The 25,362-nt window shown below is 35.8% G+C and carries 18 protein-coding genes; 11 read left to right on the top strand and 7 right to left on the bottom strand.

The genetic code is table 11. The annotated features are described in order from the left end of the window. Positions 1 to 24 precede the first annotated feature (24 nt). Complete coding sequence (prfA, locus tag AC1RNE_RS11410; protein ID WP_492801087.1) at positions 25 to 1,101, bottom strand: peptide chain release factor 1; 1,077 nt, start codon at positions 1,099 to 1,101, stop codon at positions 25 to 27. 228 nt (positions 1,102 to 1,329) lie between these two features. Here prfA and AC1RNE_RS11415 point away from each other — a divergent pair, with 228 nt between their 5' ends. Together AC1RNE_RS11415 and AC1RNE_RS11420 are read left to right on the top strand one after the other, a co-directional pair. Beyond that, a complete protein-coding gene (locus AC1RNE_RS11415; protein WP_492801088.1) occupies positions 1,330 to 1,596 on the top strand; it encodes a hypothetical protein in 267 nt (88 codons plus the stop codon). 158 nt (positions 1,597 to 1,754) lie between these two features. Then, positions 1,755 to 2,333 carry a hypothetical protein gene (locus tag AC1RNE_RS11420; RefSeq protein WP_492801089.1) on the top strand — a complete coding sequence of 193 codons (579 nt, stop codon included), beginning with the start codon at positions 1,755 to 1,757 and terminating at the stop codon, positions 2,331 to 2,333. Positions 2,334 to 2,451: 118 nt separating this feature from the next. On the opposite strand, the gene AC1RNE_RS11425 is transcribed toward AC1RNE_RS11420, so the two are convergent. Further along, a complete protein-coding gene (locus AC1RNE_RS11425) occupies positions 2,452 to 2,892 on the bottom strand; it encodes a hypothetical protein (protein WP_492801090.1) in 441 nt (146 codons plus the stop codon). A 291-nt stretch (positions 2,893 to 3,183) separates the two neighbouring features. Here AC1RNE_RS11425 and AC1RNE_RS11430 point away from each other — a divergent pair, with 291 nt between their 5' ends. Together AC1RNE_RS11430 and cobA are read left to right on the top strand one after the other, a co-directional pair. Continuing rightward, positions 3,184 to 5,289 (top strand): ferredoxin-like domain-containing protein, encoded by a 2,106-nt coding sequence (locus AC1RNE_RS11430; RefSeq protein ID WP_492801091.1) that lies wholly within the window; start codon positions 3,184 to 3,186, stop codon positions 5,287 to 5,289. Between the two features lie 90 nt (positions 5,290 to 5,379). Further along, positions 5,380 to 6,171, top strand: coding sequence for a uroporphyrinogen-III C-methyltransferase (gene cobA, locus AC1RNE_RS11435; RefSeq protein WP_492801092.1), 792 nt, complete (start codon positions 5,380 to 5,382; stop codon positions 6,169 to 6,171). 69 nt (positions 6,172 to 6,240) lie between these two features. Here the strand turns inward: cobA and ruvB are convergent, their stop codons facing one another. Next, the gene (ruvB, locus tag AC1RNE_RS11440) at positions 6,241 to 7,266 is read right to left on the bottom strand and encodes a Holliday junction branch migration DNA helicase RuvB (RefSeq protein WP_492801093.1); all 1,026 of its coding nucleotides are present in this window, start codon (positions 7,264 to 7,266) and stop codon (positions 6,241 to 6,243) included. A 239-nt stretch (positions 7,267 to 7,505) separates the two neighbouring features. Between ruvB and AC1RNE_RS11445 the strand changes: the two genes are divergently transcribed. From AC1RNE_RS11445 to AC1RNE_RS11455, 3 genes are all read left to right on the top strand, one after another. After that, complete coding sequence (locus AC1RNE_RS11445; protein WP_492801094.1) at positions 7,506 to 8,210, top strand: MIP/aquaporin family protein; 705 nt, start codon at positions 7,506 to 7,508, stop codon at positions 8,208 to 8,210. Between the two features lie 291 nt (positions 8,211 to 8,501). Then, the gene (locus AC1RNE_RS11450; protein WP_492801095.1) at positions 8,502 to 11,624 is read left to right on the top strand and encodes a PAS domain S-box protein; all 3,123 of its coding nucleotides are present in this window, start codon (positions 8,502 to 8,504) and stop codon (positions 11,622 to 11,624) included. A gap of 295 nt (positions 11,625 to 11,919) precedes the next feature. Further along, entirely contained in the window at positions 11,920 to 15,105 is a 3,186-nt protein-coding gene (locus AC1RNE_RS11455) for a PAS domain S-box protein (RefSeq protein ID WP_492801096.1), read from the top strand. Between the two features lie 27 nt (positions 15,106 to 15,132). Here the strand turns inward: AC1RNE_RS11455 and AC1RNE_RS11460 are convergent, their stop codons facing one another. Continuing rightward, complete coding sequence (locus AC1RNE_RS11460; RefSeq protein ID WP_492801097.1) at positions 15,133 to 16,296, bottom strand: acyl-CoA dehydrogenase; 1,164 nt, start codon at positions 16,294 to 16,296, stop codon at positions 15,133 to 15,135. A gap of 155 nt (positions 16,297 to 16,451) precedes the next feature. Beyond that, entirely contained in the window at positions 16,452 to 17,573 is a 1,122-nt protein-coding gene (locus AC1RNE_RS11465; protein ID WP_492801098.1) for a trans-sulfuration enzyme family protein, read from the bottom strand. Positions 17,574 to 17,794: 221 nt separating this feature from the next. On the opposite strand from AC1RNE_RS11465, the gene AC1RNE_RS11470 reads away from it, so the two are divergent. From AC1RNE_RS11470 to mazG, 4 genes are all read left to right on the top strand, one after another. Further along, the gene (locus tag AC1RNE_RS11470; protein WP_492801099.1) at positions 17,795 to 19,243 is read left to right on the top strand and encodes a Gfo/Idh/MocA family protein; all 1,449 of its coding nucleotides are present in this window, start codon (positions 17,795 to 17,797) and stop codon (positions 19,241 to 19,243) included. A gap of 370 nt (positions 19,244 to 19,613) precedes the next feature. After that, positions 19,614 to 20,993, top strand: a complete 1,380-nt coding sequence (locus tag AC1RNE_RS11475; protein ID WP_492801100.1) for an AAA family ATPase — start codon at positions 19,614 to 19,616, stop codon at positions 20,991 to 20,993. Next, positions 20,965 to 21,642, top strand: coding sequence for an RloB family protein (locus AC1RNE_RS11480; protein ID WP_492801101.1), 678 nt, complete (start codon positions 20,965 to 20,967; stop codon positions 21,640 to 21,642). Before AC1RNE_RS11475 ends, AC1RNE_RS11480 begins: the two co-directional genes overlap by 29 nt. A 207-nt stretch (positions 21,643 to 21,849) precedes the next feature. Continuing rightward, positions 21,850 to 22,656, top strand: a complete 807-nt coding sequence (mazG, locus tag AC1RNE_RS11485) for a nucleoside triphosphate pyrophosphohydrolase (protein WP_492801102.1) — start codon at positions 21,850 to 21,852, stop codon at positions 22,654 to 22,656. Between the two features lie 168 nt (positions 22,657 to 22,824). Here mazG and AC1RNE_RS11490 read toward each other — a convergent pair whose 3' ends face one another. Continuing rightward, positions 22,825 to 24,213 carry an alpha-L-fucosidase gene (locus AC1RNE_RS11490; protein WP_492801103.1) on the bottom strand — a complete coding sequence of 463 codons (1,389 nt, stop codon included), beginning with the start codon at positions 24,211 to 24,213 and terminating at the stop codon, positions 22,825 to 22,827. Positions 24,214 to 24,489: 276 nt separating this feature from the next. Then, positions 24,490 to 25,350, bottom strand: a complete 861-nt coding sequence (locus tag AC1RNE_RS11495) for a glycoside hydrolase family 16 protein (protein ID WP_492801104.1) — start codon at positions 25,348 to 25,350, stop codon at positions 24,490 to 24,492. Positions 25,351 to 25,362 lie beyond the last annotated feature (12 nt).

The raw sequence follows: 25,362 nt of genomic DNA on the forward strand, positions 1-25,362 counted from the left end.
TTTTGTTAAATGTAAGCAAGTATTTTACAACGCTCCTGCTCCCTCTTTCAATTTCTCAGCGTTTTCTGCAATTCTTAATTGTTCAATAAAATCACCAATTTCACCATCCATTACCACTGGTAAGTTATAAACAGTATACCCAATACGGTGGTCGGTTACTCTACCTTGTGGATAATTGTAAGTACGGATTTTATCAGAACGGTCACCAGAACCAACCATCGAACGACGGTCGCCAGCAATAGATTCTTGTTGTTTGGCTAATTCAATATCATAAAGTCTCGAACGTAAAACGGTCATAGCCTTTTCAAAGTTTTTAATCTGCGAACGCTCATCTTGACACTGTACCACTAAACCAGACGGTAAGTGAGTAACCCTTACGGCAGAATAAGTAGTGTTTACCGACTGCCCACCTGCACCAGACGAACAGAATGTGTCTTTACGAATATCGTTCATATTAATCTGTACGTCAACTTCATCAACCTCTGGCAAAACAGCTACAGTAGCTGCCGAAGTGTGGATACGCCCTTGAGATTCTGTAGCTGGTACACGTTGCACACGGTGAACACCTGATTCAAATTTCATTTTGCCATATACATCTTCTCCTTGAATGTTAGCAATGATTTCTTTGTACCCTCCCGATGATGCTTGGGTATAGTCCATCAATTGAAATTGCCATCCTTGGTTAGCACAGAAACGTTGGTACATTCTGAATAAGTCTCCTGCAAAAATCCCTGCTTCGTCTCCTCCCGTTCCAGCACGAATCTCCATGATAATGTTTTTAGAATCGTTCGGGTCTCTAGGAATCAACATTTCCTTGATGACTTTCTCGTATTCTTCTTTCTGAGGTAACAATTCTTCTAATTCCATTTTAGCTAAAGCACGAAATTCTTCGTCTTTTTCTGTAGCTATTACGTCTTTTGCCCCTTCAATATTCGAGAGGATATTTTTGTACTCATTATATTTTAAAACGATCTTTTCAAGGTCTTTATATTCCTTACTGATTGTTTTATATTTCTTCATATCCGATACTACTTCGGGTTGCGTCATTTGCTGAGCAACCTCTTCAAATCTTTCACGGATGGCCTCTAATTGTTCTAACATATTTTTTCTTATTTCGGAAAGTTCAACAGCTTGATATTAGCAATTATAACCGAATAATGCGGCTAACTAAAAATCAGGGTGCAAAGATACAAAATTCTTTATATTGAATGGGGGTAAATGTTTATCTGATTGTCTTTTCCTTAGATACCCAAGTAAATAGCGCTACACTTATATTAAACCTTTTTCGTTATTTAATCTCTAAGTACTATAATTTAAACTCCAAACGTCATGAAAAAGCTAAAAATTCATAAAACATTTCAATTGCTTTTTTTGTCATTAGCAATTATTTTGTTGGTAGCGTCTTGTGGGCCATCTTATGTTCGAGTTGATAGTCGCCGCCCTAATCCATACAGGTATGGGTATACATATCCAAATTATCCTAGATACCGTTATGTAGTACCTCCGCCAAGGCGAGTAATAGTAGTACCAAGAAATGTTCCGCAAAGACCATATCATGGTAACGGACGATATAATGGTAGAAGAGGACGAAACTAAAATTATCCAGAGAAATAAAAGGAAGTCGTGATGCTTATCACGACTTTTTTCATGTTTCAGCCTTATCTTTACACAAATTTAGCAGATTACTTTCCAAAGACAATATGAAACACCAACATCCATATTTTACTTTTTTTACAACAACCTTTTGCTTGTTTATGATGGCTAATCTCTTTTTAAGCAGTTGTGATTTTAAGCGAATCGATACTACAGCCGCTGTTAAAGAATTGCATGAACGAGAAGTAAAACGCATTACTCCTGGGCAGTTTACGGCACAAGTAGACGAATGGGGAAGTATAATTGTAAAAAAACTCAATGCTGATTTAGCCAAAAATCTACAAGATGCTACCTTGAAAGACTCGCTAGCGAAAGCATATCGCGTAGAAATTACTTCGGGAAGCCCCTTGAGATTAAAGAATCCTGCTTGGGATAAGAAAATCAATGAAACGCTAGATGCTTATCAATATAATGTAGCACATAACATTGCTCAAATTGATAATATCCAAAAATCTGAAGACGAAGCATTCTTTTATTATACCTCACCCATTAAAGGCAATCAGTCTTTAACAAAACTTAGCAAAAAGCAATTAACTGATATTGGCAAACAAGCTAAATTGGATAGTTTGGAGTTGAAAAAAGAAGGGGATTTTCTGGGATTATGGGTTATTAAATTTTCAAAGAAAGAGGTAGTAAGACTAGCCGACCCAAAACATTTGAAAGTATTAAGTGAAAAATAGCAAAGCCTAATTAACCAAAAGGGGTATCCAAATCGATTTGGATACCCCTTTTGGTTAAATTATTATTTTGGTATGTCGTTAAGCTGTCTAATCACACGTTGCCCTCTCCTGATTTAAATTATCTACGACGACGTCTCTTTGCTTTTACTTTCCTCGTGCTTTTTGTAACTTTCACCACTTTGGGTCTAGTCTTTTCTTCTAACTCCATAATTATCGAAGCTGCATTTTCTTTGCTCGTTTCATAAGCATCATTCAATACTTTATTAGAAGCCTGTAGTTTGGTATAATCTTCTAACAAATGGTTATATTTTAAAACGATTGGCTCTATCACCTCTTTAAAGTCTGTTTGGCATTTCACCAACTCTTCGTCTTTCTTTTTACTTTGACCTTTCAAAGTAAAATTCAAACTACTTAATTCGGCATTCTCTTCATGGAGTTTTGAAAGTTGAATTCCTTGTCGACGATTTTGGTCTTGTAATTCAACAAGCTTCTTTGACTCAGTACAAGCAAAAAGGCTAATCGTTAGAAAAGCCATCATAACAAATAAACTTTTTTTCATTTTTATATTTAGGGTTAATTTGTGTCTAATAGACCTACAAATATAGTATAATTCTCATTAGTATTTTATTGTCTTATTAATAGCTATTGCAACCAAAGACTATTTGTTAATTTTTAGAAAGCCAATAATTATGAATGCTTTAGCCACGAAAACAAACATTTTTTTATAAAAAAACCTTGATTGCCGAACTTTCTTGATTAATTTTGCCTTAAATCTATATAATTAATAGAGTAATAGATGTGCTTTTGACTTCTCCTTTGGAGGGAAAAAAGGCGAAAACGACCAGATATCATGCAAAGTTTCAGAACTGAACTCGAAAATCCACTTGTAGAGAAAGATATTATTGACTTGGCTCGCAAAATAGAATTATTCCGTGAAGGGAAAATTCACGAGGAAAAATTCCGTAGCCTTCGTTTGGCAAGAGGTGTGTATGGCCAACGCCAACAAGGTGTACAGATGGTTCGTATCAAGCTGCCTTATGGAAAAATGACTTTCAAACAGTGGAAACGTATTGCTGATATTTCAGATGAATATTCTACAGGAAATCTTCATTTAACTACTCGTCAAGATATACAAATTCACTTTGTTTCTTTGGATAGAACACCTGAATTATGGTCGAAATTAGAAGAAGATGATATCACGCTTCGTGAGGCTTGTGGAAACACTGTTAGAAACGTAACGGCTTCACCTTCTGCGGGTATTGACCCTAAAGAACCTTTTGATGTTAGCCCTTATGCAGATGCTACTTTCCGTTATTTCTTAAGAAACCCGATTTGTCAGGAAATGGGTAGAAAGTTTAAAATAGCTTTTTCAAATACCGACGAAGATACTGCCTTAACTTATATGCACGACATGGGTTTTATTCCTAAAATCCAAGATGGGCAACGTGGTTTTAAAGTAGTATTAGGTGGAGGATTGGGTGCACAACCAATGTTAGCTAAAACGTCGTTTGACTTTTTGGCTGCTGACCAAATCATTCCTTTCTTAGAAGCAACATTAAGAGTGTTCGACCGTCACGGTGAAAGAAATTCTCGTCATAAAGCACGTATTAAATTTTTGATTCAAAAAATTGGTTTTGAAAAACTAACAGAATTGATTCAAACAGAATGGATAGCTCTAAAAAGTAAATCGGTTGAAGTAGATGTAGAAGCAGGCAAATGGACTGTAACAGCGGATGAAATGCCTTCTAAAACTGCTTCAGAAGTAACGATTACTAATCAAGAAGCTTACGATTTATGGAAAGCAACCAATACTTTTGAACAAAAGCAAGCTGGTTTCTATGGCGTGTATGTAAGAATCCTGAACGGAAATATTCACTCAACGACTTCACGTTCTTTAATCGAACAATTAGACGGATACATTGCTGATGACGTAAGAGTAACCATCAACCAAGGTTTGATGTTGAAATTCGTTCCAGAAGCTAATCTACCTTATGTATATTCAGTATTAGAAGCACATGGTTTTGCAGCGGCAGGTGCTAATTCAATGGCAAACATTACAGCTTGCCCTGGAACAGATACTTGTAATTTAGCGATTTCAGATAGTACCAACATTACTTCTAAACTAGAAGCTGTTATTACTGAAGATTTTCCTGAATTGATTCATAATAGCGATATTAAAATCAAGATTTCTGGTTGTATGAACTCATGCGGACAGCATGGTATGGCCAATATTGGCTTCCACGGCTCGTCTCTGAAAGCGGCTGATAAGCGTGTTTTACCTGCCCTACAAGTATTATTAGGCGGTGGAACAGTAGGTGATGGCGTTGGTCGTGTAGCTGATAAAGTAATTAAAGTGCCTTCAAAACGTGGTCCACAAGTATTAAGAGTAGTATTGAATAATTATGAAGAAAATGCCCTAGAAGGTGAATACTTTAATAATTATTATGACCGCCAAGGTGAAAAATACTTCTATAACTTGTTGAAACCTGTGGCTGATTTAACTACGTTGAAAGAAGATGATTTTATCGACTGGGGTGCATCTGAACAATTCCAAACAGAAATTGGTGTTGGTGAATGTGCCAGCGTAATTATAGATTTAGTAGCAACATTATTGTTGGAGTCTGTTGAGAAAATGGAGTGGACAAGAAATGCTTACGAAGAAAATCGTTTGGCAGATTCAATCTACCACGCCTACAGCGTGTTTGTGAGTGCGGCTAAAGCTTTGTTGTTAGACAAATCAGTAAGTGCATCTACACAAAGTGGTGTAATTGACAAATTTGACGAGCATTTTGTGGCAACAGGTGAAATTTCTTTGAGTGGTCAAACATTTAAAGAATTGGTTTTACAAATCAATCAAAACGAACCTTCACAAGAATTTGCAACCAAATATGTAGAAGATGCTGAGGCGTTCTTGGCATTGGCAAAAGCTTATCGTGACCAATTGACTTTGGCATAATTTACCTTATTTGAAATCAATCATCAATGGTGAGTGGATAGGCGTTATTCTGAGCCCTATTTATTCACCATTGTATTTATATAGATAAAAATGACTGGTTTAGAACATTTCAATACTTTAGACCCCAAGCCTAAGCTAACAGTAGTAGGTGCAGGGCCGGGTGACCCAGATTTGATAACTGTTAAAGCCATCAAGGCTTTGAAGGATGCAGATGTGGTGTTGTATGATGCTTTAATTGCTAATGAATTATTAGATTATTGTAAGCCCGAAGCAGAAAAAATATACGTAGGCAAACGTCCGGGTGAAAGCCATTCCCAAGATGCCATTAACTTTTTGATTGTTGAAAAGGCATATATGTATGGCCATGTTGTACGTTTGAAAGGCGGTGACCCTTTTATTTTTGGGCGTGGCATGGAAGAAATAGAATATGCTAAAGGCTTTGGATTAGAAACGGCATACGTTCCGGGGATTTCATCATCGGTAGCGGCTGCGGGTTATGCCAATATTCCTTTGACTACCAGAGGCGTAAGTGAAAGTTTTTGGGTAGTTACAGGCACTAAAAGTGATGGTTCATTATCAAATGACTTATTGATGGCTTTACAAACAAGTGCTACAATTGTTGTACTGATGGGTATGAATAAGTTGAGCATGATGGCTGAAATTTGCAAGACGATAGGAAAGGGAAATCTCCCAGTTGCCATCGTACAAAACGGTACAAGCAGTCAGCAAAAAATTGGCATTGGCGTAGCAAAAGACTTGAAAGAAATTGCTGAAAGCAATCAATTGTCAAATCCAGCCGTCATTATTTTGGGCGAAGTTGTAAAATATGCCAGCTTGACGGAATTATCGACATTATCAAACAATACTAATAGTAATCTGTAATCATATTATCACAAAAAAATCTCTCAACACGCCAAAAGCATATTGAGAGATTTTTTTTGTGTAATAGTTTTAAAACAATTCGCCAGTGCGGTATTTAGGCACAATGCCCAAATGTACATAGGCTCGTTCTGTGGCTTCTCGTCCACGGGAAGTACGTTTTAAAAATCCTTCTTGAATCAAAAACGGTTCATATACTTCCTCAATGGTTTCAGCTTCTTCTCCACAAGCCGTAGCAATGGTTGATAATCCCACGGGGCCACCTTTGAACTTTTCTACAATCGTTGTTAAAATACGAATATCCATTTCGTCTAGCCCATTTTGGTCAACATCCAACGCTAGCAATGCCATTTCTGCAATTTCTATCGTGATAATACCTTTGCCTTTTACTTGGGCAAAATCGCGTGTTCTACGCAACAGGTTATTGGCAATACGCGGTGTTCCTCGACTACGGCGAGCTATCTCAAAAGCTCCAGCATCATCGATAGGTGTATTTAAAATCTGTGCTGAACGCTTAATGATGCTTGTTAGTAATTTAGCATCATAATACTCTAAGCGACAGTTAATACCAAATCTAGCTCTTAGGGGCGAAGTAAGCATCCCTGCACGGGTGGTCGCACCAATTAACGTAAAAGGATTAAGCGAAATTTGCACACTTCTGGCATTTGGGCCAGAGTCTAACAGGATGTCAATCTTATAATCCTCCATGGCTGAATATAGGTATTCCTCCACGATAGGATTGAGCCTGTGGATTTCATCAATAAACAATACATCAAAGGGCTGTAGGTTAGTTAGCAAACCTGCTAAATCAGAAGGTTTGTCTAATACAGGCCCAGAAGTAATTTTGATATTAGCTTTTAGCTCGTTGGCAACGATATTGGATAAAGTGGTTTTCCCTAACCCTGGAGGGCCATGCAAAAGAACATGGTCGAGGGCTTCTTCTCGTAAACGAGCAGCCGTTACAAATACCTGTAGGTTTTCAAGTACTTTATCCTGTCCAGCAAAGTCATCAAAAGAAAGCGGTCTTAATGCTCTTTCGATTTCTTTTTCCACCGACGAAAGTGTTTCTTTATTTCCTTTTAAATAATCTTCTCTCATATGTTGATGGAAGCTAATTGAAAAACAGTTGGCTATAATCTTATGTTTTTCAATTAATTCCCTTTGATTGATTCATTCCGAATGTTCAAAAATACGCCATTTTCTAATCTGATAAAAACATTCTGAAAAGGCTTTAGCTTTTAACCTTTTTTGAGCATGATATTAGAAAATTTTACCTTAATTTGTACAATTATTTCTTGACAAAAAACCATTAATTATATTAACTTATAAATTTAGCAATGAATTCAGCACTTTTAGGTGAGTTTGTCGGTACGGCAGTATTAATTTTTTTAGGGAATGGTGTTGTCGCCACTGTATTATTAAAAGGCTCGAAAGGTGAGCACGGCGGTTGGATAGTCATTACAGCAGGTTGGGCTTTTGCAGTAACAATGGGTATTTTTGTTTCTACTAAATTTGGAAGCCCAGCAGCTCACTTGAATCCAGCTGTTACGATTGCCGAAGCTGTAAAGTCTGGCGATTGGTCTAATGCCGTTGGGTTCATCATTGCTCAAATTTTAGGCGCATCCCTTGGTGCTACTTTAGTATGGCTACAATATTTACCACATTGGGCTATTACTGAAGACAAAGGCTTGAAACTAGCCTGTTTCAGTACAGCACCAGCTATTAGAAGTGCCTTTCCCAATTTTCTTGCTGAATTGCTTGCTACCGCAGTAGCCATTATTGCCTTGGGGTCATTTGGTACTATTGAAACAGGCTTAGGGCCTTTTGTCGTAGGGATTTTGGTGTGGTCAGTCGGACTTTCTTTAGGTGGAGCAACGGGTTATGCCATCAACCCTGCTAGAGATTTAGGTCCCCGAATAGCCCATGCTATTTTACCCATTGCAGGCAAGGGTTCTTCTGATTGGTCTTATGCGTGGGTACCTATTGCGGGACCTATTGCTGGAGCCATAATAGGTGCTCTAATTTTAAATTGTATAAAATAAACTTTGCTTGGTAATTCTTGTTATTTAATGTGTGGCTCAATTTATGCTATCAATTATTATAGGTTATTTGCTTATGGTAATTTCGTAAAAGATAAAATATTGATTATTAGCTAGAAGGTATTCCAATCAACATATTATATTTTTATATCATTGGTCTTTTGTTTTATGTAAGATTGATAAAAAAGCATTATCTTACTGTAATAATTTTGAATCAACCTATTCTTTCAAATTGAATAAGAAATTATATAGTTTTCTGCTAAAAATTTATTTGCCTGACCATTAATTAGTAAGATGAAAAACATGTTAAAAGACGAAGTACAAAGCAAAAATTTTGAAGAGTTTAGTCATCTTACAAATTTGGCTTCTTTACTTTGTGATGTGCCTTTGGCCTACATAACACTTTTTGATGAAAATTTAGCATACCCTACTAACACGCCTCATATTGATAGTAACGAGCAATCGTTTGCATCAAACTTATTATTACTTTGTAAAGAAGTAATCAAATCAAAATCAAGTATTATTATTGAAGATACCCTAAAGCATCCATCTTTCTTTAGTGGTATATTACCATTTGCCGAAACTGCGATACATTTTTATGCAGGTTTTCCGATAAATAATGCACAAGGGAAAACCTTGGGAGTTCTTTCTTTATTAGGATATGAAGCAAAAACACTAGGTAAGAAGCAGGAGGAAGCCATAGAAAGTTTGTTAGCTGAAATTGCTAATAAACTCACCAATAATACAGTGCTTGATAGTTATCATTCTTTCGTTAAAAGTTCGCCTGATTTAATTGCGACCTTAAATACAGACTTGAAATTCACTAATGTCAATACTTCATTCCATCAGGTATTAGGTTGGCAACATAACGAAATTATAGGAAAATCAATAGATGAGTTAATTCATGCAAACGATAAAATAGCAAGCATCAATAGCTTAAAAAATATTTTATTTACTGATGGTTCTGGTCAGCTCATCAATCAAATTAAAGCGAAAGAAGGTGGCTATAAAACAATTGAATGGCTGGTGCTTTCTAATGCCAATAGCAGTTTAAATATCTTTGGTAAAGACCATAGTAAATTACAACAAAGTGAACTAAACGTTGCTAGACTTACTGAAGTACTGGATGTTACTAATAATGTAGCACGTATTGGTAGATGGGAAATAGATATAGAGAAAAAGACTTTCTTTTGGTCGGCAATTACGCGGGAACTACACGAAGTTGAACCTGATTATGAACCTACTTTTAAAGAATCATTGTATTTCTTTAGAAATGGAAAAAGTAGAAAGGCTATTATAAGAGCCATTATTAAATCCGTTAAATATGGCGATGATTTTGACTTAGAGGTACAAATCATTACACAGAAAGGGTTAAAAAAATGGGTAAGGGTTACAGCAAAAACGATTATTGAACAGCATAGATGCGTTCGGTTGTATGGTACTTTTCAAGATATTCATGAGAAAAAGGTAAAGGATAAACAAATATCTTTGAGCGAAGAAAGGTTCAGACAAACCTTTGATAATGCTGCAACAGGTATGTTTATTGCCGAACTTGCCACGAGTACCTTTATCGAAGTAAACGAAGCTTTTTCGGCTATTACTCAATATGACAAAACAGAACTTTTGTCATTAAATATCAGAGACTTAATACATCCTGATGATTTAAAGATGAGTGATGATTTCTTTTTAAAACTCTTGTCAGGAGTATCGTCCGTTATCTCTTTTCAGAATCGTTACATTACTAAAAATAATACAAACGTTTGGGTTGAGCTAGTAGCAACCATCGTCAGAGACCATAAAGGCAAGCCCCTTAATGTAATTGGGCAAGTACAAGATGTTAGTGCTAAAAGAACGTGGGAACGCAAACTGTTATTAAGTGAGGAAAAACACCGAGGCTTTTTTGAAAACTCACAAGGATTGATGTGTACGCATGACCTTGAAGGAAACTTTCTCACTGTTAACCCCGCTGGGGCAGCACTATTAGGTTATAAGACGGAAGAATTTTTGACTAAAAGTCTATTTGATATTACCCCTGAAAGGACTAAAGATAAAATACAAAGGTATCTTGAAACAATTGCGGTCAATCATTCATATAAAGGATTAGTAAAGGTTGTTCATAAAAATGGGTCGTTTAGAACTTGGCTATCAAATAATGTACTAGCTGAATTATTGGATGGCAGAAAATATGTTATCGGAAACTCTGTCGATATGACAGAACGCATTAAAATGGAGCGTGAGCTAATAGGTGCCAAAGTATCGGCAGAGAGGAATGCCCATGCTAAGGATGTTTTTCTAGCCAATATGAGCCATGAAATACGCACGCCGATGAATGCCATTACAGGTTTTGCTAATCTATTAAAAGAAACCAAATTAGATTCTGAACAAAAAGAGTTTGTATCAAATATTAATACTGCGGCAGAGAATCTTTTAGGAATAATTAATGACATTCTGGATCTTTCTAAAATTGAATCGGGTCATTTAATCATAGAGTCTGTTCCTTTTAATCTCCATGAGTTGATTAAAAACGTAAAAGCAGTACTTACTTATAAAGCACTTGGCAAAGGGTTAGAATTAGATTGCTTTGTTCCTGATAATATTCCAGTAACCGTAATCGGAGACCCTACAAGGCTCAATCAAATTTTTTTAAACCTTACCAATAATGCTATCAAGTTTACCGAAAATGGTTCGGTAAAACTAGTATTGGAATTGCAATCAGAAACGGACGAGGAATATTCAATTTTATTTAAAATCATTGATACGGGTATCGGAATACCTCAAGATAAACAAGTCATCATTTTTGATCGTTTCGCGCAGGCAAATTCAGATACTACCCGAAAATATGGTGGAACAGGCTTGGGATTAAGTATTTCGAAACTATTAATAGAAAAACAGAAAGGCAATATTTTTGTACAAAGTGAGCCAGATAAAGGGTCGACGTTCTATTTTAACCTAACTTTTAAGAAGGTAAACGATACTGTAGTCTTTAAACAAGAAACACATCTCTTGCCGATAGACCCTACTCATAAAGTAAAAATATTATTAGCGGAAGACAACGTATTGAATCAAAAGCTTGCATTGAAAGTATTAGAACGATTTGGTTTTTTTCCTGATTTGGCTGAGAATGGAAAAATAGCGGTGATGAAGGTACAAAAGCAGGAATATGATGTAATTTTGATGGACTTACAAATGCCTGAAATGGACGGGTATCAAGCGACAAGTTATATTAGGAATACCCTTAAAAATAATACGCCCATTATTGCCCTGACGGCACATTCATTAATTGGCGAAAAAGAAAAATGTATGGCTGTTGGTATGAATGATTACATCACTAAACCTTTTTCACCAAAAGATTTGTTCAATAAAATAGTTGGCTTTATTAATGTTAAAGTACATGATAAAGTAAAAGTGTTAGGATAAAATTTTATACTGTGTTTAAATGGCATGAATAATGCTAGTATTGACATAGGTTTTTTATCAAAATTTGACAATCACTAAAATGAAGAGTAGTTAATAAATGATATGAATCTTTGTTCATAATTTTTTAGCGTAAACAGCAAATTAATTTTTGTTTTTTGCATAAATTTCTTTGCAAAATACGAAGTCATACGTTGGAATAGTTACTATTTTTGACTAATTGTTAGCGCAGTTTGATAGTATTTACTAACAATATCCATTGTCGACTCCTTATTATTTTATTAAATATACTTCGATCATGGAGAAAAATGTATTACCCATACCAGCAAATGAAGATTTGCGGTTAAAGGCATTAGATGAGTATAATATACTTGATACTTTGCCCGAAGAAGAGTTTGATAGGCTTACAAAATTAGCATCAGTAATATGCGGAGTACCTATTTCTTTGATTTCGTTAATTGATAAAGATAGACAATGGTTTAAGTCTAATGTAGGTTTAGACGCTAGCCAAACAGCTAGAGATATTTCATTTTGTCAGTACACTATTGTAGGAGATACAATTTTTGAGGTAGAAGATGCTCTTTTAGATGATAGATTTAAAAATAATATATTAGTTAATGAATACCCCAATATTAGATTCTATGCTGGTTATCCCCTGATTGACCCTGATGGATATGCCCTTGGATCGCTCTGTGTCATTGATGATAAAGTAAAAAAACTCAATGAAGATCAGCAATTAGCATTAACAATTCTAGCGAAGGAAGTAGCGGCACAGCTTGTGGCGAGGAAAGAAAGAATGGTGCTTAAAAACTACGAGAAGCTATTCTTAGAGTCGAGAGACATGATTTGTATTGCAAAAATTGAAGGATATTTTAAAAAAATAAATCCTGCATTTTGCAAAACGTTGGGATGGGATGATGTGGATTTAATTGATAAATCATTTTTTGATTTTATACATCCTGCTGATATTGAGGCAACAAAACAGGAAATTGATAAACTAGAAGAAAACACTACTAGCTCATTGAATTTTACCCATCGTTTTAAAACAAAGCTAGGCGGTTATAAATTCTTGGAATGGGTAGCTACACCAGATAGAGAAACAGGAACAATTTATGCCATTGCCAGAGATATTACTGACTATAAAAGACTAGAAGTTGAAGTTGAGAAACTTTCTGAAATTCAGAATATTATTCTGGATGGTACAGAATATTCCATCATTTCTGTTGACCCTCATACTAGCGTCATTAAAACATTCAATCGGGGTGCTGAATTGATGTTGGGCTATAAAGCCGAGGAAGTGATTGGTAAAGTTACCCCTGAAATTATTCATGATAAAAGCGAAGTAGAAAAGCGAGCCAAAACGTTATCAGAAGAGCTACATACCACGATAGAACCAGGGCATGAAGTATTTCATGCGAAGGCTAGATTGGGAGTGGCAGATACTAACGAGTGGACTTATATTAGAAAAGATAAATCTAGATTGACAGTAGAACTTTCGGTTACTTCTTTAAGGGATAACCAAAATGTAATTACTGGTTTCATGGGAATTGGAAAAGATATTACTGAGAAAAAAGTTTGGGAAAACCAACTTTTAATGAGTGAAAACAGACACAGAGGTTTCTTTGAAAATACACAAGGACTAATGTGTACGCATGATATTCATGGTAATTTTCTGACGATAAATCCAGCGGGAGCAGATTTAATAGGCTATACAAAAGAAGAAGTGTTGGAAAGAAGCCTATTTGATATTGTCCCAGAATCTTCTATCAAGGGCGTAAAAATGTATCTTGAAGAGATTACAACTACTGGCAGGAGTAAAGGATTAATGAGGGTAATTCATAAAAATGGTTCGCATAGAACATGGTTATATAATAATGTACTCTCTGAGCTTATTGATGAACAACAATACATAATTGGAAATGCTGTAGATATAACTGATAGAATTCTGATGGAAAAAGAATTAATAAAAGCAAAAGAAACGGCTGAACAGAATGCCCTTGCGAAGGATACGTTTTTGGCTAACATGAGCCATGAAATTCGTACGCCCATGAATGCTATTATTGGCTTTTCTAATTTATTGAAGGATACCGAATTAGAAGAGGAACAACGTGATTATGTATCAAATATCAATATCGCCTCTGAAAACTTGTTGGGAATTATCAATGATATTCTAGATATTTCAAAAATTGAATCAGGGCATATTGTTATTGAAAAAATATCTTTCAATATTAAAGATTTGTTGAAAAATGCCAAAGCTGTTTTAAATCATAAGGCCAAAGAAAAAGGGCTGGAATTAAGCAGTATTATTGACGATAATATTCCTACGTTTGTTATTGGTGACCCTACGCGTTTGAACCAGATTTTACTGAACCTTACGAACAATGCTATTAAATTTACTGAAAAGGGTAGAGTAAAGATTTTGGTTGAGTTAAGTAAAGAGTCTTCTACAGAATGTGTAATTTTGTTTAGTGTCATGGATACAGGTATAGGTATCGCAAGTGATAAACTAGATTCTATTTTTGATAGGTTTACACAGGCTGATAGCGATACTACCCGAAAATATGGGGGAACGGGCTTAGGCTTGAGTATCTCAAAATCATTAGTAGCACTCCAAGAGGGTAAGCTGTGGGTAGAAAGTATCCCAGGAAAAGGGTCAACGTTTTGTTTTAGCTTGCCATTTGGTATTGATGTTAAAGACAAAGCCAATGACAATGATGCTAAAAACTCAGTGTTTAAAAGCGAGCGACCAATAAAAGTACTTTTAGTAGAGGATAATCCTTTGAATCAAAAATTAGCTTTAAAAGTACTCTCTAAGTTTGGTTTTGATGCTGATTTAGCTGAAAATGGAAAAGTTGCTACTGAAAAGGTACAAATAAACGAATATGAAGTAATTTTGATGGATTTGCAAATGCCCGAAATGGATGGGTATCAATCTACTGAATATATTAGATCACAATTACATATAAACACGCCAATTATTGCAATGACTGCACACTCATTGGTTGGAGAAAAGGAAAAATGTATTTCGATTGGTATGAATGACTATATTCCAAAGCCTTTTGTCCCTCAGGAATTATTTGAGAAAATCATAAATTATGCAGAACTAAACGATCAAAACAAAGTTAGTACTATGGAAGAAAATCTAGATGGAATCGTGGATTTATCCTATCTACAGGAATTATCTGATGGGAACAAAGAATTTGAGCAAGAGATTATTGAGTTATATTTAAGCCAAATGCCTATTGAGTTTGATATTCTTAGAAAAGCTATCAGCGAAGTAAATTACCCCGGCATTAAAGCGACAGCTCATAAATTAAAATCTTCTTTCTCGTCAATGGGCGTCAATGAAGGTGGCATTTTAAAGTCACTTGAAAGCAAAGCTTTAGCCAAAGAAGATATTGAAATAATAAGAGCTGAGTTTGCTCAATTAGAAATTATTTTAGCAAAAGCGGTTAAAGTACTTCAGGGAATATTAGCCGAATAAAAAAAGGAGGGCGAAACCCTCCTTTTTTTATTTTAAAATTTCTCTGGCTATCACCATCTTCTGGATTTCAGAAGTGCCTTCATAAATCTGTGTTATTTTAGCATCTCGCATCATTCTTTCTACGTGATATTCTTTTACAAAGCCATATCCTCCATGTATTTGTACGGCCTCGATAGTAGTATCCATTGCTACCTGCGAACAAAATAGTTTCGCCATCGCTGCCGACTCTACGTAACTTCGATGCTGGTCTTTATCAAAGGCGGCCTTGAAACAAAGTAAACGAGCGGCCTCAATACTAGTAGCCATATCAGCAAGTTTAAACTGGATAGCTTGGTGTTCAGCAATGGCTTTACCAAATGATTTTCGCTCTTTTGCATATTTTATGGATAATTCATAAGCCCCAGAGGCAATGCCTAAAGCTTGAGCAGCAATACCGATTCTACCACCATTTAAGGTTGACATGGCGAATTTAAAGCCAAAGCCGTTGTCACCAACCCTGTTTTCTTTCGGTACTTTCACGTCAGTAAACATCAAAGAATGCGTATCTGACCCTCGAATACCTAATTTTTTCTCTTTCTTACCTATCTGAAACCCTTCCATGCCTCGCTCTACAATCAGACAATTGATACCCTTGTGCCCTAATTCTGGATGTGTTTGTGCCATTACTAGATATACGCTAGCTCTACCGCCATTGGTAATCCAGTTTTTAGTCCCATTCAAGAGGTAATAATCACCCATATCTTCTGCAACAGTATGTTGGGAAGTAGCATCAGAACCAGCTTCTGGCTCTGATAAGGCAAATGCTCCGATGATTTCTCCTTTTGCTAAAGGAATAAGGTATTTTTGCTTTTGTGCTTCCGTTCCGAAAGCCTCTAAACCATAACAAACCAAAGAATTATTCACAGAAACCATTACAGAAGCAGAAGCATCTACTTTAGATAATTCTTCCATGGCTAATACATAAGAAATAGTATCCATACCGCCTCCGCCATATTCTGGCGAAACCATCATTCCTAGAAAGCCAAGCTCCCCCATTTTCTTCACTAATTCTTCAGGAAAATATTCTTTTTCATCACGTTCAATTACTCCAGGGAGTAACTCTGTTTGAGCAAAATCACGAGCAGCTTGTTGTACAGCTAGATGTTCTTCAGATAACTGAAGATTAAAGCCTTGAAAGGTTGAATTACTCATGTTAAATAAAGTTTTAAATTTTTGAGATTAATACTCAAATATATAAAATAGTATGCTTGCATAACAATTTGAACGATTTTATTTTTTACTACCTTATCGATGTTCTTAAAATACCACAAAAAAGGGAGCTCTTTTAAGATGCTCCCTTTGAATTATTATGCTAACGCCTGTGTCCAATCCTCTATTAAATCATCTATGCTTTCTAATCCAACGGATACCCTCAAGAGGTTCTCTGGTGTAGGACTATCAATTCCTTCTACAGATTTACGATGCTCTATTAAACTTTCCACACCGCCTAAGCTAGTTGCCGTAGTGAATAGTTTAAGCTTTCCTGTTACTGCCATGGCATTTTGGGCATCCCCTTTTATTTGTACTGACAGCATCGCACCAAAACCATTTATCATTTGCTTTTTAGCGATTTCGTGTTGAGGATGGCTTGCTAATCCTGGATAATGAACAACCTCTACCTGTGGATGTGTGCTTAGAAAATCCGCTAGTTTTTTAGCATTGTCTGTCTGAGCTTTTACTCTTAGAACCAACGTTTTGATACCTCTAGCTACTAGCCAAGATTCAAAAGGAGAGGGTACACCACCCGTTAATCTCTGAATTGTTCGTAGTTTATTCGATAATTCTCCTTCTTCTTTAATGATTAATGCACCACTTAGTACATCGCTATGTCCACCAAAATACTTGGTAGTAGAATGCATCACGATATCAGCGCCTAAATTTATAGGTTGCTGTAAAACAGGTGTTGCCCACGTATTATCTACTGCTACTAAGGCACCTATTTCTTTCGCTATTTTGCTGATGGCTTCAATATCGGTAATTTTTAATTGTGGGTTAGAGGGTGTTTCTATCCAAAATAGTTTTGTATTGGGTTGTATAGCAGCTTTTACGGCTGATAAATCAGTCATATCGACGGTAGTCAATGATAAGCCCCATTGTCCAAATACCTCTGTAATCAATACATTCGTAGCATAATAAGCATCGTCTGGCGTAATGATGTGGTCACCTGATTTTAGGCTTTGAAACAATGCTGTAGTAGCAGCCATCCCCGAAGCAAAAGCCAAACCTACGGCTCCGTTTTCAAGCAATGCCATGCTTTTTTCTAAGAGTTGACGATTGGGATTATCTGCTCGTGAATAAACGTAGCCATGTGCATAAGAGCCGTCTGTTTCACGCTCAAAAGTGGTTGATAGATAAATGGGCGAAATAACAGCTCCTGCATTAGCATCATGCATTTGGGTAGACTGTATCGCTAGTGTTTCGATTTTCATGTGTACAATGAAGTATTTGTAATCCTTTCTTCAAAATAACAAAATCTGTTCATCATATCACAGTACAAAGGCTAATTTAAGCAGTGCTATCTTTCATTATTGATAAATAATACCCTATATTGTTTAGCAATAATTCAGCAAAAACTAAAATCAAACTGATTCATTTTTACCCCTTTGAATCAGTCAATGTTAATAATACTCCTTGGGGAGGAGACTAAACTATGGAAAATAATTCTAGACGGGATTTTCTCAAGAAAAGCTCATTGGCTGTTGCGGGTTTCTATATTGTACCTCGCCACGTATTAGGAGGAAAAGGGTTTATTGCTCCTTCAGATAAACTCAACATTGCGGCGATTGGTTGCGGAGGCAAGGGTTGGTCGGATATTTTAGGAGCTTATGATAGCGGTAGAAATAATATTGCTGCCCTTTGTGATATCGACGACAGGCAAATGAAGCAATCGGTCGAGAAATTCCCTGCTGCCAAAAAGTACAAGGATTTCCGCATCATGTTGGAGAAAGAAAAAGACAATATTGATGCTGTAACGGTTTCTACGCCCGACCATACACACTACGTGTCGGCAATGGCAGCAATGAGTTTGGGCAAGCACGTATATGTACAAAAGCCATTGGCACATAATATTTATGAAGTCAGAAAAATGACTGAGGCTGCTGTACAGCAAAGAGTAGTAACACAAATGGGAAACCAAGGGTCTTCGGGCGATGGTGTGCGAAGAATGATGGAATGGTATAAAGCAGGATTAATTGGTGAAGTATCACGCGTACATGTTTGGACAAACCGTCCTGTATGGCCACAAGGCATTGCTAAATCAACTGCCAAAGTAGAAGTGCCTAAAGAGGTTGATTGGGATTTATGGCTAGGGCCAGCACCTTGGGAAGACTATCAACCAGGCTATCATCCATTCAACTGGCGTGGTTGGGTAAATTACGGCACTGGTTCTTTGGGCGATATGGCTTGCCACATGATGGACCCACCTTATAGAGTATTAGGCTTAGGATACCCTTCAGAAGTAGAATGTAGTATTGCAAATACTGCTTGGACAGAGCCCTTCAAAGAAGGTTATTTCCCTGAGAGTTATCCTGCTGCTTCAATGATTCACTTGAAATTTCCAAGAAAAGGCAAAGCTGATGTAAAAATGACTTGGTATGATGGCGGATTAATGCCTGAGCGTCCCGATGAAATTCCAGCAGATGTGAAGCTAGGCGACTGGAGTGGCGGTGTATTATTGTTAGGAACCAAAGGCGTAATGATGTGTGGCGTTTATGGTTCAAATCCTACATTGTGGGGCAATGATAGTTTAAAAGCAAAAGGTGAAAAGCTACCAATAACCATAGAAAGAGTAGTGGGTGCCGACGGTGCGGGGCATTATCAACAATGGTTACAAGCTTGTAGAGAAGGTTACGGTAAGCATAAACCTTTGAGTTCTTCTTTTGATTATTCAGGACCAATGTCAGAAGCTGTGCTGATGGGTAATTTGGCTATTAGAAGCTACTTCTTCCGTTCTCCTAAAAAAGATAAGCAATGGCTACAAGAATTTGATTATAACGGTAGAAAGAAACTCCTTTGGGATGGTAAAGAAATGAGAATTACCAATTTCGACGAAGCTAATCAGTTTGTGAAAAGAGAATATCGTGAGGGGTGGAAATTGTAGATGTTATTAGCCTCATATAGTTGGTTTTCTAACCCAAAAAAGTTCTATTAAAAGGAGTAAACTAAGTTTTAGTTATGTAATTTGTATACTATCATTTATGATACAAAAGTGCTTAAAATGCCTTTTAATAGGTTGTTTTAAGTGCTTTTTTTATTGAATATTTTTAATAATGGCTTTTGTAGAGGTTTACCTAAGCTCAAAATTCACATAAAATATTGACTAGTTCTTAGAGTTAACTAGAAATTCGTCAGTTAAGCTAGATAAGAAATAAATTTGCCAATAGAAAGTTACTAATATCACATTATCAAATATAAAGTAATAATAGGATAAGAATGTAAAAAAAATTAATTTACGTGAAAATTTCACGAATATGCTAATAAGATTTGTATTAAATAATGTTCTGTCTTTCGGTGAACAGAAAGAGTTTAATCTATTTCCTAATAAACGATTAGGAACTCTGAAAGAACACATATATAAATTTCAAGATTTTGAAGTTTTGAAACTTTCTGCAATATATGGAGCAAATGGTGCTGGTAAATCTAATCTTATTCATGGGTTGGCTATGTTGAAATATTTGGTTTTAGAAGAACATATTCCGTCAAAATTAAAAAATGGACAATTCAAATTCCAAAAAGAAAAATCGAATACTGCTCAGTTAATTGCCATAGAGTTTATGCAAGCAGATACAACTTTTTATTATGGAATAGAAATAAAGAATGGTATCGTTATAACTGAAGAATTATATGAATCTGGATTAGGAGTCAAAGAAGATATTTTAATCTATGAACGAAAAACAGATTCTTTTGAAAAAACAAATATTAAGTTTTCAGAAAAATTTGAGAAAGATGGTAGAAGTCAAATCATAAAAGAAGTTTTAATTCAAGAGTTTGTTAAACCTAATAAGCCTATTTTAAAATTACTTGCCAATAGAGAAAACGAGAACTTGAAAATTGTAAAAAAAGCATTTGAATGGTTTGAAAACTCTTTAACCATCATTAAGCCTGACACTAAAGCAATGGCTTTGCCACAGCGGATAGATTTTGATAATAATTTTAAAAAATTTGCCGATAAAATAATGAGTTCTTTCAATATTGGCATCATAGATTTGTCAATAGAAAAAATAGCAATAGAAGATTATTTTGGAAAAAATGACCAAGCAGAGATTAATGAAGTTAAAGAAAAGATGGATGAAGTTCCAAATGGAATTCTTTCTCGCCGTTTTAATGGTGGTGAAGAATTAAATTTCGTTAAAGAGGGCAATCAGATTTTTATAAAAAGGATACAATTGGATCATAAAGGAGCAGATTCAATGATTGCTACGTTTGATATGAATGAAGAATCTGATGGTACTTCCAGATTATTAGATTTTACCCCTGCTTTTGAAGGGCTAATCAATGCTAATAAAGTATATGTAATTGATGAAATTGAAAGAAGTATCCATCCTTTATTGATAAAAGAATTGGTTAAAAAGTTCTCGTTAGATAAAGAAACAAAAGGGCAACTCATATTCACAACTCATGAATCCAATTTATTAGACCAAGAAATTTTCAGGCAGGACGAAATTTGGTTTGCTGAAAAAGATGATTCAGGAAGTACAGATTTGTATTCTTTGAGTGCTTTTAAAGAGCATAAAACAATTGATATTCAAAAAGGGTATTTAAACGGTAGATACGGCTCTATCCCTTTCTTAGGAAATTTACAAGACTTAAACTGGCATAATAATGTTACTGAGAAACAGACGGTTCAATAGGGAAGAACCCGGAAGAAATGCCACGAAAATCTACATATTTTGTGAAGGTAAAGAAAGAGAATTCAAGTATTTTCAGTATTTCGAAGGTATTGATTCAAGATTGAATCTTATTGTACATGAATTAAATTCAAGGGATGATAATTCGCCTAAAGGTTTATTACTATTGGCACAAAAATCTCTGATAATAAGTAGTGATAATTTAGAACCTAAATATGATTACAGAGAAGGAGATAAAGTATGGATTGTTTTAGATACAGATGAAGACAAAACTAATAGCCGTGAGCCTCAATTGATAGACGTAAGAGCCTATTGTAATGATATAGTAAATTGGAATGTTGCTCAAAGTAATCCATGCTTTGAGGTTTGGTTATATTATCATCAAGAAAATGAAAAACCAAATTTTGAAGGTTTAGAGATATGTAATGAATGGAAACCTTTTGTTGGTCAAACAATTAAAGGAGGGTTCGATTCTCGGAAACACCCGATTCTTATTCAAAATGCAATTACTTACTCTGAACGACATTTTGAAGTAGATGAGGTGGGTTTTCCAATAATAGCAACAACTGAAGTATTTAAACTTGCCAATGACATATTATCTATAGGAAGAATTAGAGACAAAATAGAAAAAGAGTTACAAGATATTGACTAGTCCAAGGCTCTTTTAAACTGACAAAATTCTGACTAAGAGAAAAGTATCTTTTATCATTTTTTAATACTTGAATTTATATATTGGTCTTTCCCTCATAAAATACGAGAAACAATAATACTTTGTATTCTCCTTAAACATTTATTGGTTTTAAAAAGCTTCAAGTTTAATCATCACAATCCCTTACTTTTGTATTCAAAAATATAGCGCATGAATTTTGACACTTTATCAGCAACACGACAAAATCAATTAATAGCTTTCGACCGTATCCTTACTATCATGGACGAACTCAGAGAGCAATGTCCTTGGGATAAAAAACAGACGATTGAATCTCTCAGACATTTAACGATTGAGGAAACTTATGAGCTTTCAGATGCCATTATTGAAGGCGATATGAAGGAAATCAAGAAAGAAATCGGAGATGTGATGCTGCATTTGGTGTTTTATTCAAAAATTGCTTCTGAAACGAATACTTTTGATATTGCCGATGTATTAAATGGGCTTTGTGAAAAACTAATTCATCGCCACCCACATATTTATGGGGATGTAAAGGTTGAAAATGAAGAACAGGTTAAGCAAAATTGGGAGGCTTTAAAACTGAAAGAAGGGAATAAGTCGGTGCTAGAAGGCGTTCCAAAATCATTGCCATCTTTGGTAAAAGCCATGAGGATTCAGGAAAAAGCAAGGGGTGCTGGCTTTGATTGGGAAGAAAAACACCAAGTGTGGGAAAAGGTAGAGGAGGAAATGGATGAATTCAAGAATGAATTTAATGTTATTGACAATCAAGCAATTAACATCGATAAAGCTGAAGCTGAATTTGGAGATTTACTTTTTTCTTTGGTAAATTACGCAAGGTTTATTAACATTAATGTAGAAACTGCTTTGGAGCGAACTAACAAAAAGTTTATCAAGCGTTTTCAACACTTAGAATTAAGAGCAAAAGAACAAGGCAAAGCCTTACAAGATATGACCTTAGCTGAAATGGATGTGTATTGGGAAGAAGCCAAACGCCTATAATCAGCGAAGGACGAAGAGTCAAAATTTAATTTTGAGAGTGAAACAAACAAACCCGTCAGTCTTTGACCGACGGGTTTTTGATTGTTAACGTATATACACCTTAATAAAACAATATGCTATCGATATAAGTATTTTTTCATTTTTGGTCATCAACGTATATATCTTCTTTTATAATACTCCTTCAATTTTATACACCCATGCATAGTCTGAAGGGTTGGTTGCTGGCGAAAGTGCTGGAGGGGTAATGGTTAATTTATCTCCTTTAATACTTGTTTTTATCGCTCCTTTAAAACCTAACATTTGTACTTTCCCTGTTTTCACACCTGCTACAACGATAGGGCTATCTTGCCATTTCGTAGTAATTACATACAAATCTTTTCCTTTTGCCGTAAAATACACTTTTGTATCTTTATCGACCTTTGGGCTATTCGCCCATTTTCTAGTACCATAAATAGCATCTCCATTTACTTTCAGCCATTTACCAATATCACGCAAACGCTGTTGCATAATTACAGGAATTGTACCATCGGCAGCAGGGCCAATGTTTAATAACAAATTACCTCCGCGTGCTACTTTATCTACCAAAATATGAATCAGTTGTTCCGAGGTAGAATAGTCATCCAACATTTCGTTTCTACTAAATCCAAACGACGACCCTATTCCTCTGCATTCCTCCCAAGGATGATTTATTTCCATACCCGTAGCATTTTGGTCATGTACTAAATCATACTCTGTTGTATAAATCCCTCCATGCTTGGCTCTTGTTTCTTTGCCCCAACGGTCGTTTACTACAATATCATTTTTGGCTGGCGATTCATTGTATAGCCATGATAGAAATTCTGTACTTTTCCACGTCTCAGACGGATGATCCCACTCACCATCTGTCCACAATACATCTGGTTTATAGCGAGTCACCAAATCTTTCATTTGTGGTATCATGTGGTCATCAACATATTTATGCACATTCGCTTTATAAAGCGGATTGAACCATTCGTACAAAGAGTAATAATAACCCATGCGTAAGCCTTTATTACGCACAGATTTCATCAAATCTCCTGCTAAATCTCTATGAGGATTCAAATCCACCGAATTCCAATTCCATGATTCTTTACTTGGCCAAAGGGTATATCCTTCATGATGTTTAGATGTCAACACTACATATTTTGCTCCTGCATCTTCAAATACTTTTGCCCATTCGTTAGGGTCAAAAAGCTCGCATTTAAAATCCTTGGTAAAGTCTTGGTACTGAAAGTCTTTACCATAAGTATTATTATGAAATTTTGTAAAGGCCGCATAGCTTTTACGATTGGGGTCAGATATTCCTTTCCAATACCATTCTGAATAACGGTCATAAATACCTACGCCATCTTTGGCAGTTGGTCCCCAAGCGGGTACAGAGAAAAGCCCCCAGTGAATAAAAATGCCGAATTTAGCATCTTCAAACCAAGCAGGAACTGGTCTGGAATCGATGGATTCCCAATTGGCTTCATACTTTTTTTGGGCTGATAAATTGCTAAAAACTAGCGTAAAGATGAGGATAGTAAGTGCTTTTTTCATAGTTTATAAAGAGTTTTTTAGAAGTTTTATTTGGCCTGTGTAACAAAGACTTATTCTTTTTTCGTAAGACCTTACTTTTCTTTCCTTGATGAAAGAAAAGTAACAAAAGAAAATCAAGAAATTCTAATCGCAGTGGCGAACCACCTCGCTCCGCTCAAACAGTAGAATTTCGAAAAATGCTTACGCAATAAAATTGTAAAATATTGATTAATAAGAATCTCTGTTGTTTTAAAGTATATTTTACAATTGCTAAAGCAAGATATGCTTAAAAATACCCTATTTCTTTAAGGCATAAATACGTACATAATCTACTTCCATTCGCTGAGGGAAAATGCTTTCATCTACTCCTTTTGAACCACCCCAATCTCCGCCAACTGCCAGATTGAGCAATAAATGGAATTTTTGGTCAAAGGGGTATTCTGCAAATCCTTTTCCTGTGTTTTCAAAGGTAAAATATAAGGTCGTATCGATGTACATTTCTATTTTACTGGGTGTCCAGTCTAAGCGATATACATGGAAGGCTGTATTGTAGTCATTTACCATCATCTCCGTACCTTTCTGTGTTCCTATTACATGATTAAATGCTTTTGTATGGACTGTAGCATGTACATTGCCTGGGTCATAGCCCACGTGTTCCATAATATCTATTTCGCCATTATCTGGCCAAAACTTATCACTATAGTTTTGTTGTGATGCCAACATCCAGATAGCTGGCCAAGTACCTTTTCCTGTTGGTAGTTTAGCTTTAATTTCAAAGCGACCGTATAAAAAATCGCCCTTGCCTTTCGTTACTAATCGAGCAGAGGTATAACTATTGCCATTAAAGTTTTCTTTGATAGCTTCAATGACTAGCTTTCCGTTTTCTACCCTCGCATTTTTCAGGTTTTCTTTGGTATAATATTCTAGTTCGTGATTTCCCCAGCCACTACCACCGACGTCGTAGTTCCATTTTTTGCTATCGGGCAATCCTTCATAGTTGAATTCATCAAACCAAATAGGAGTGCTTTCAAACTGATAAGTAATGGGAGTAGTTGAAGGTGGGGTAACTGTCGGTACTTGGGCTACCAAGTTTTCTTTAGCGCAAGCTGAAAGCAATAGCATCGTGCTGATACTTATGTTAAGTATTAATTTGTTCATAAAAAGAGTGTT

It is taken from the genome of Arcicella sp. GW822-FHT02H01 (genome assembly GCF_058802005.1).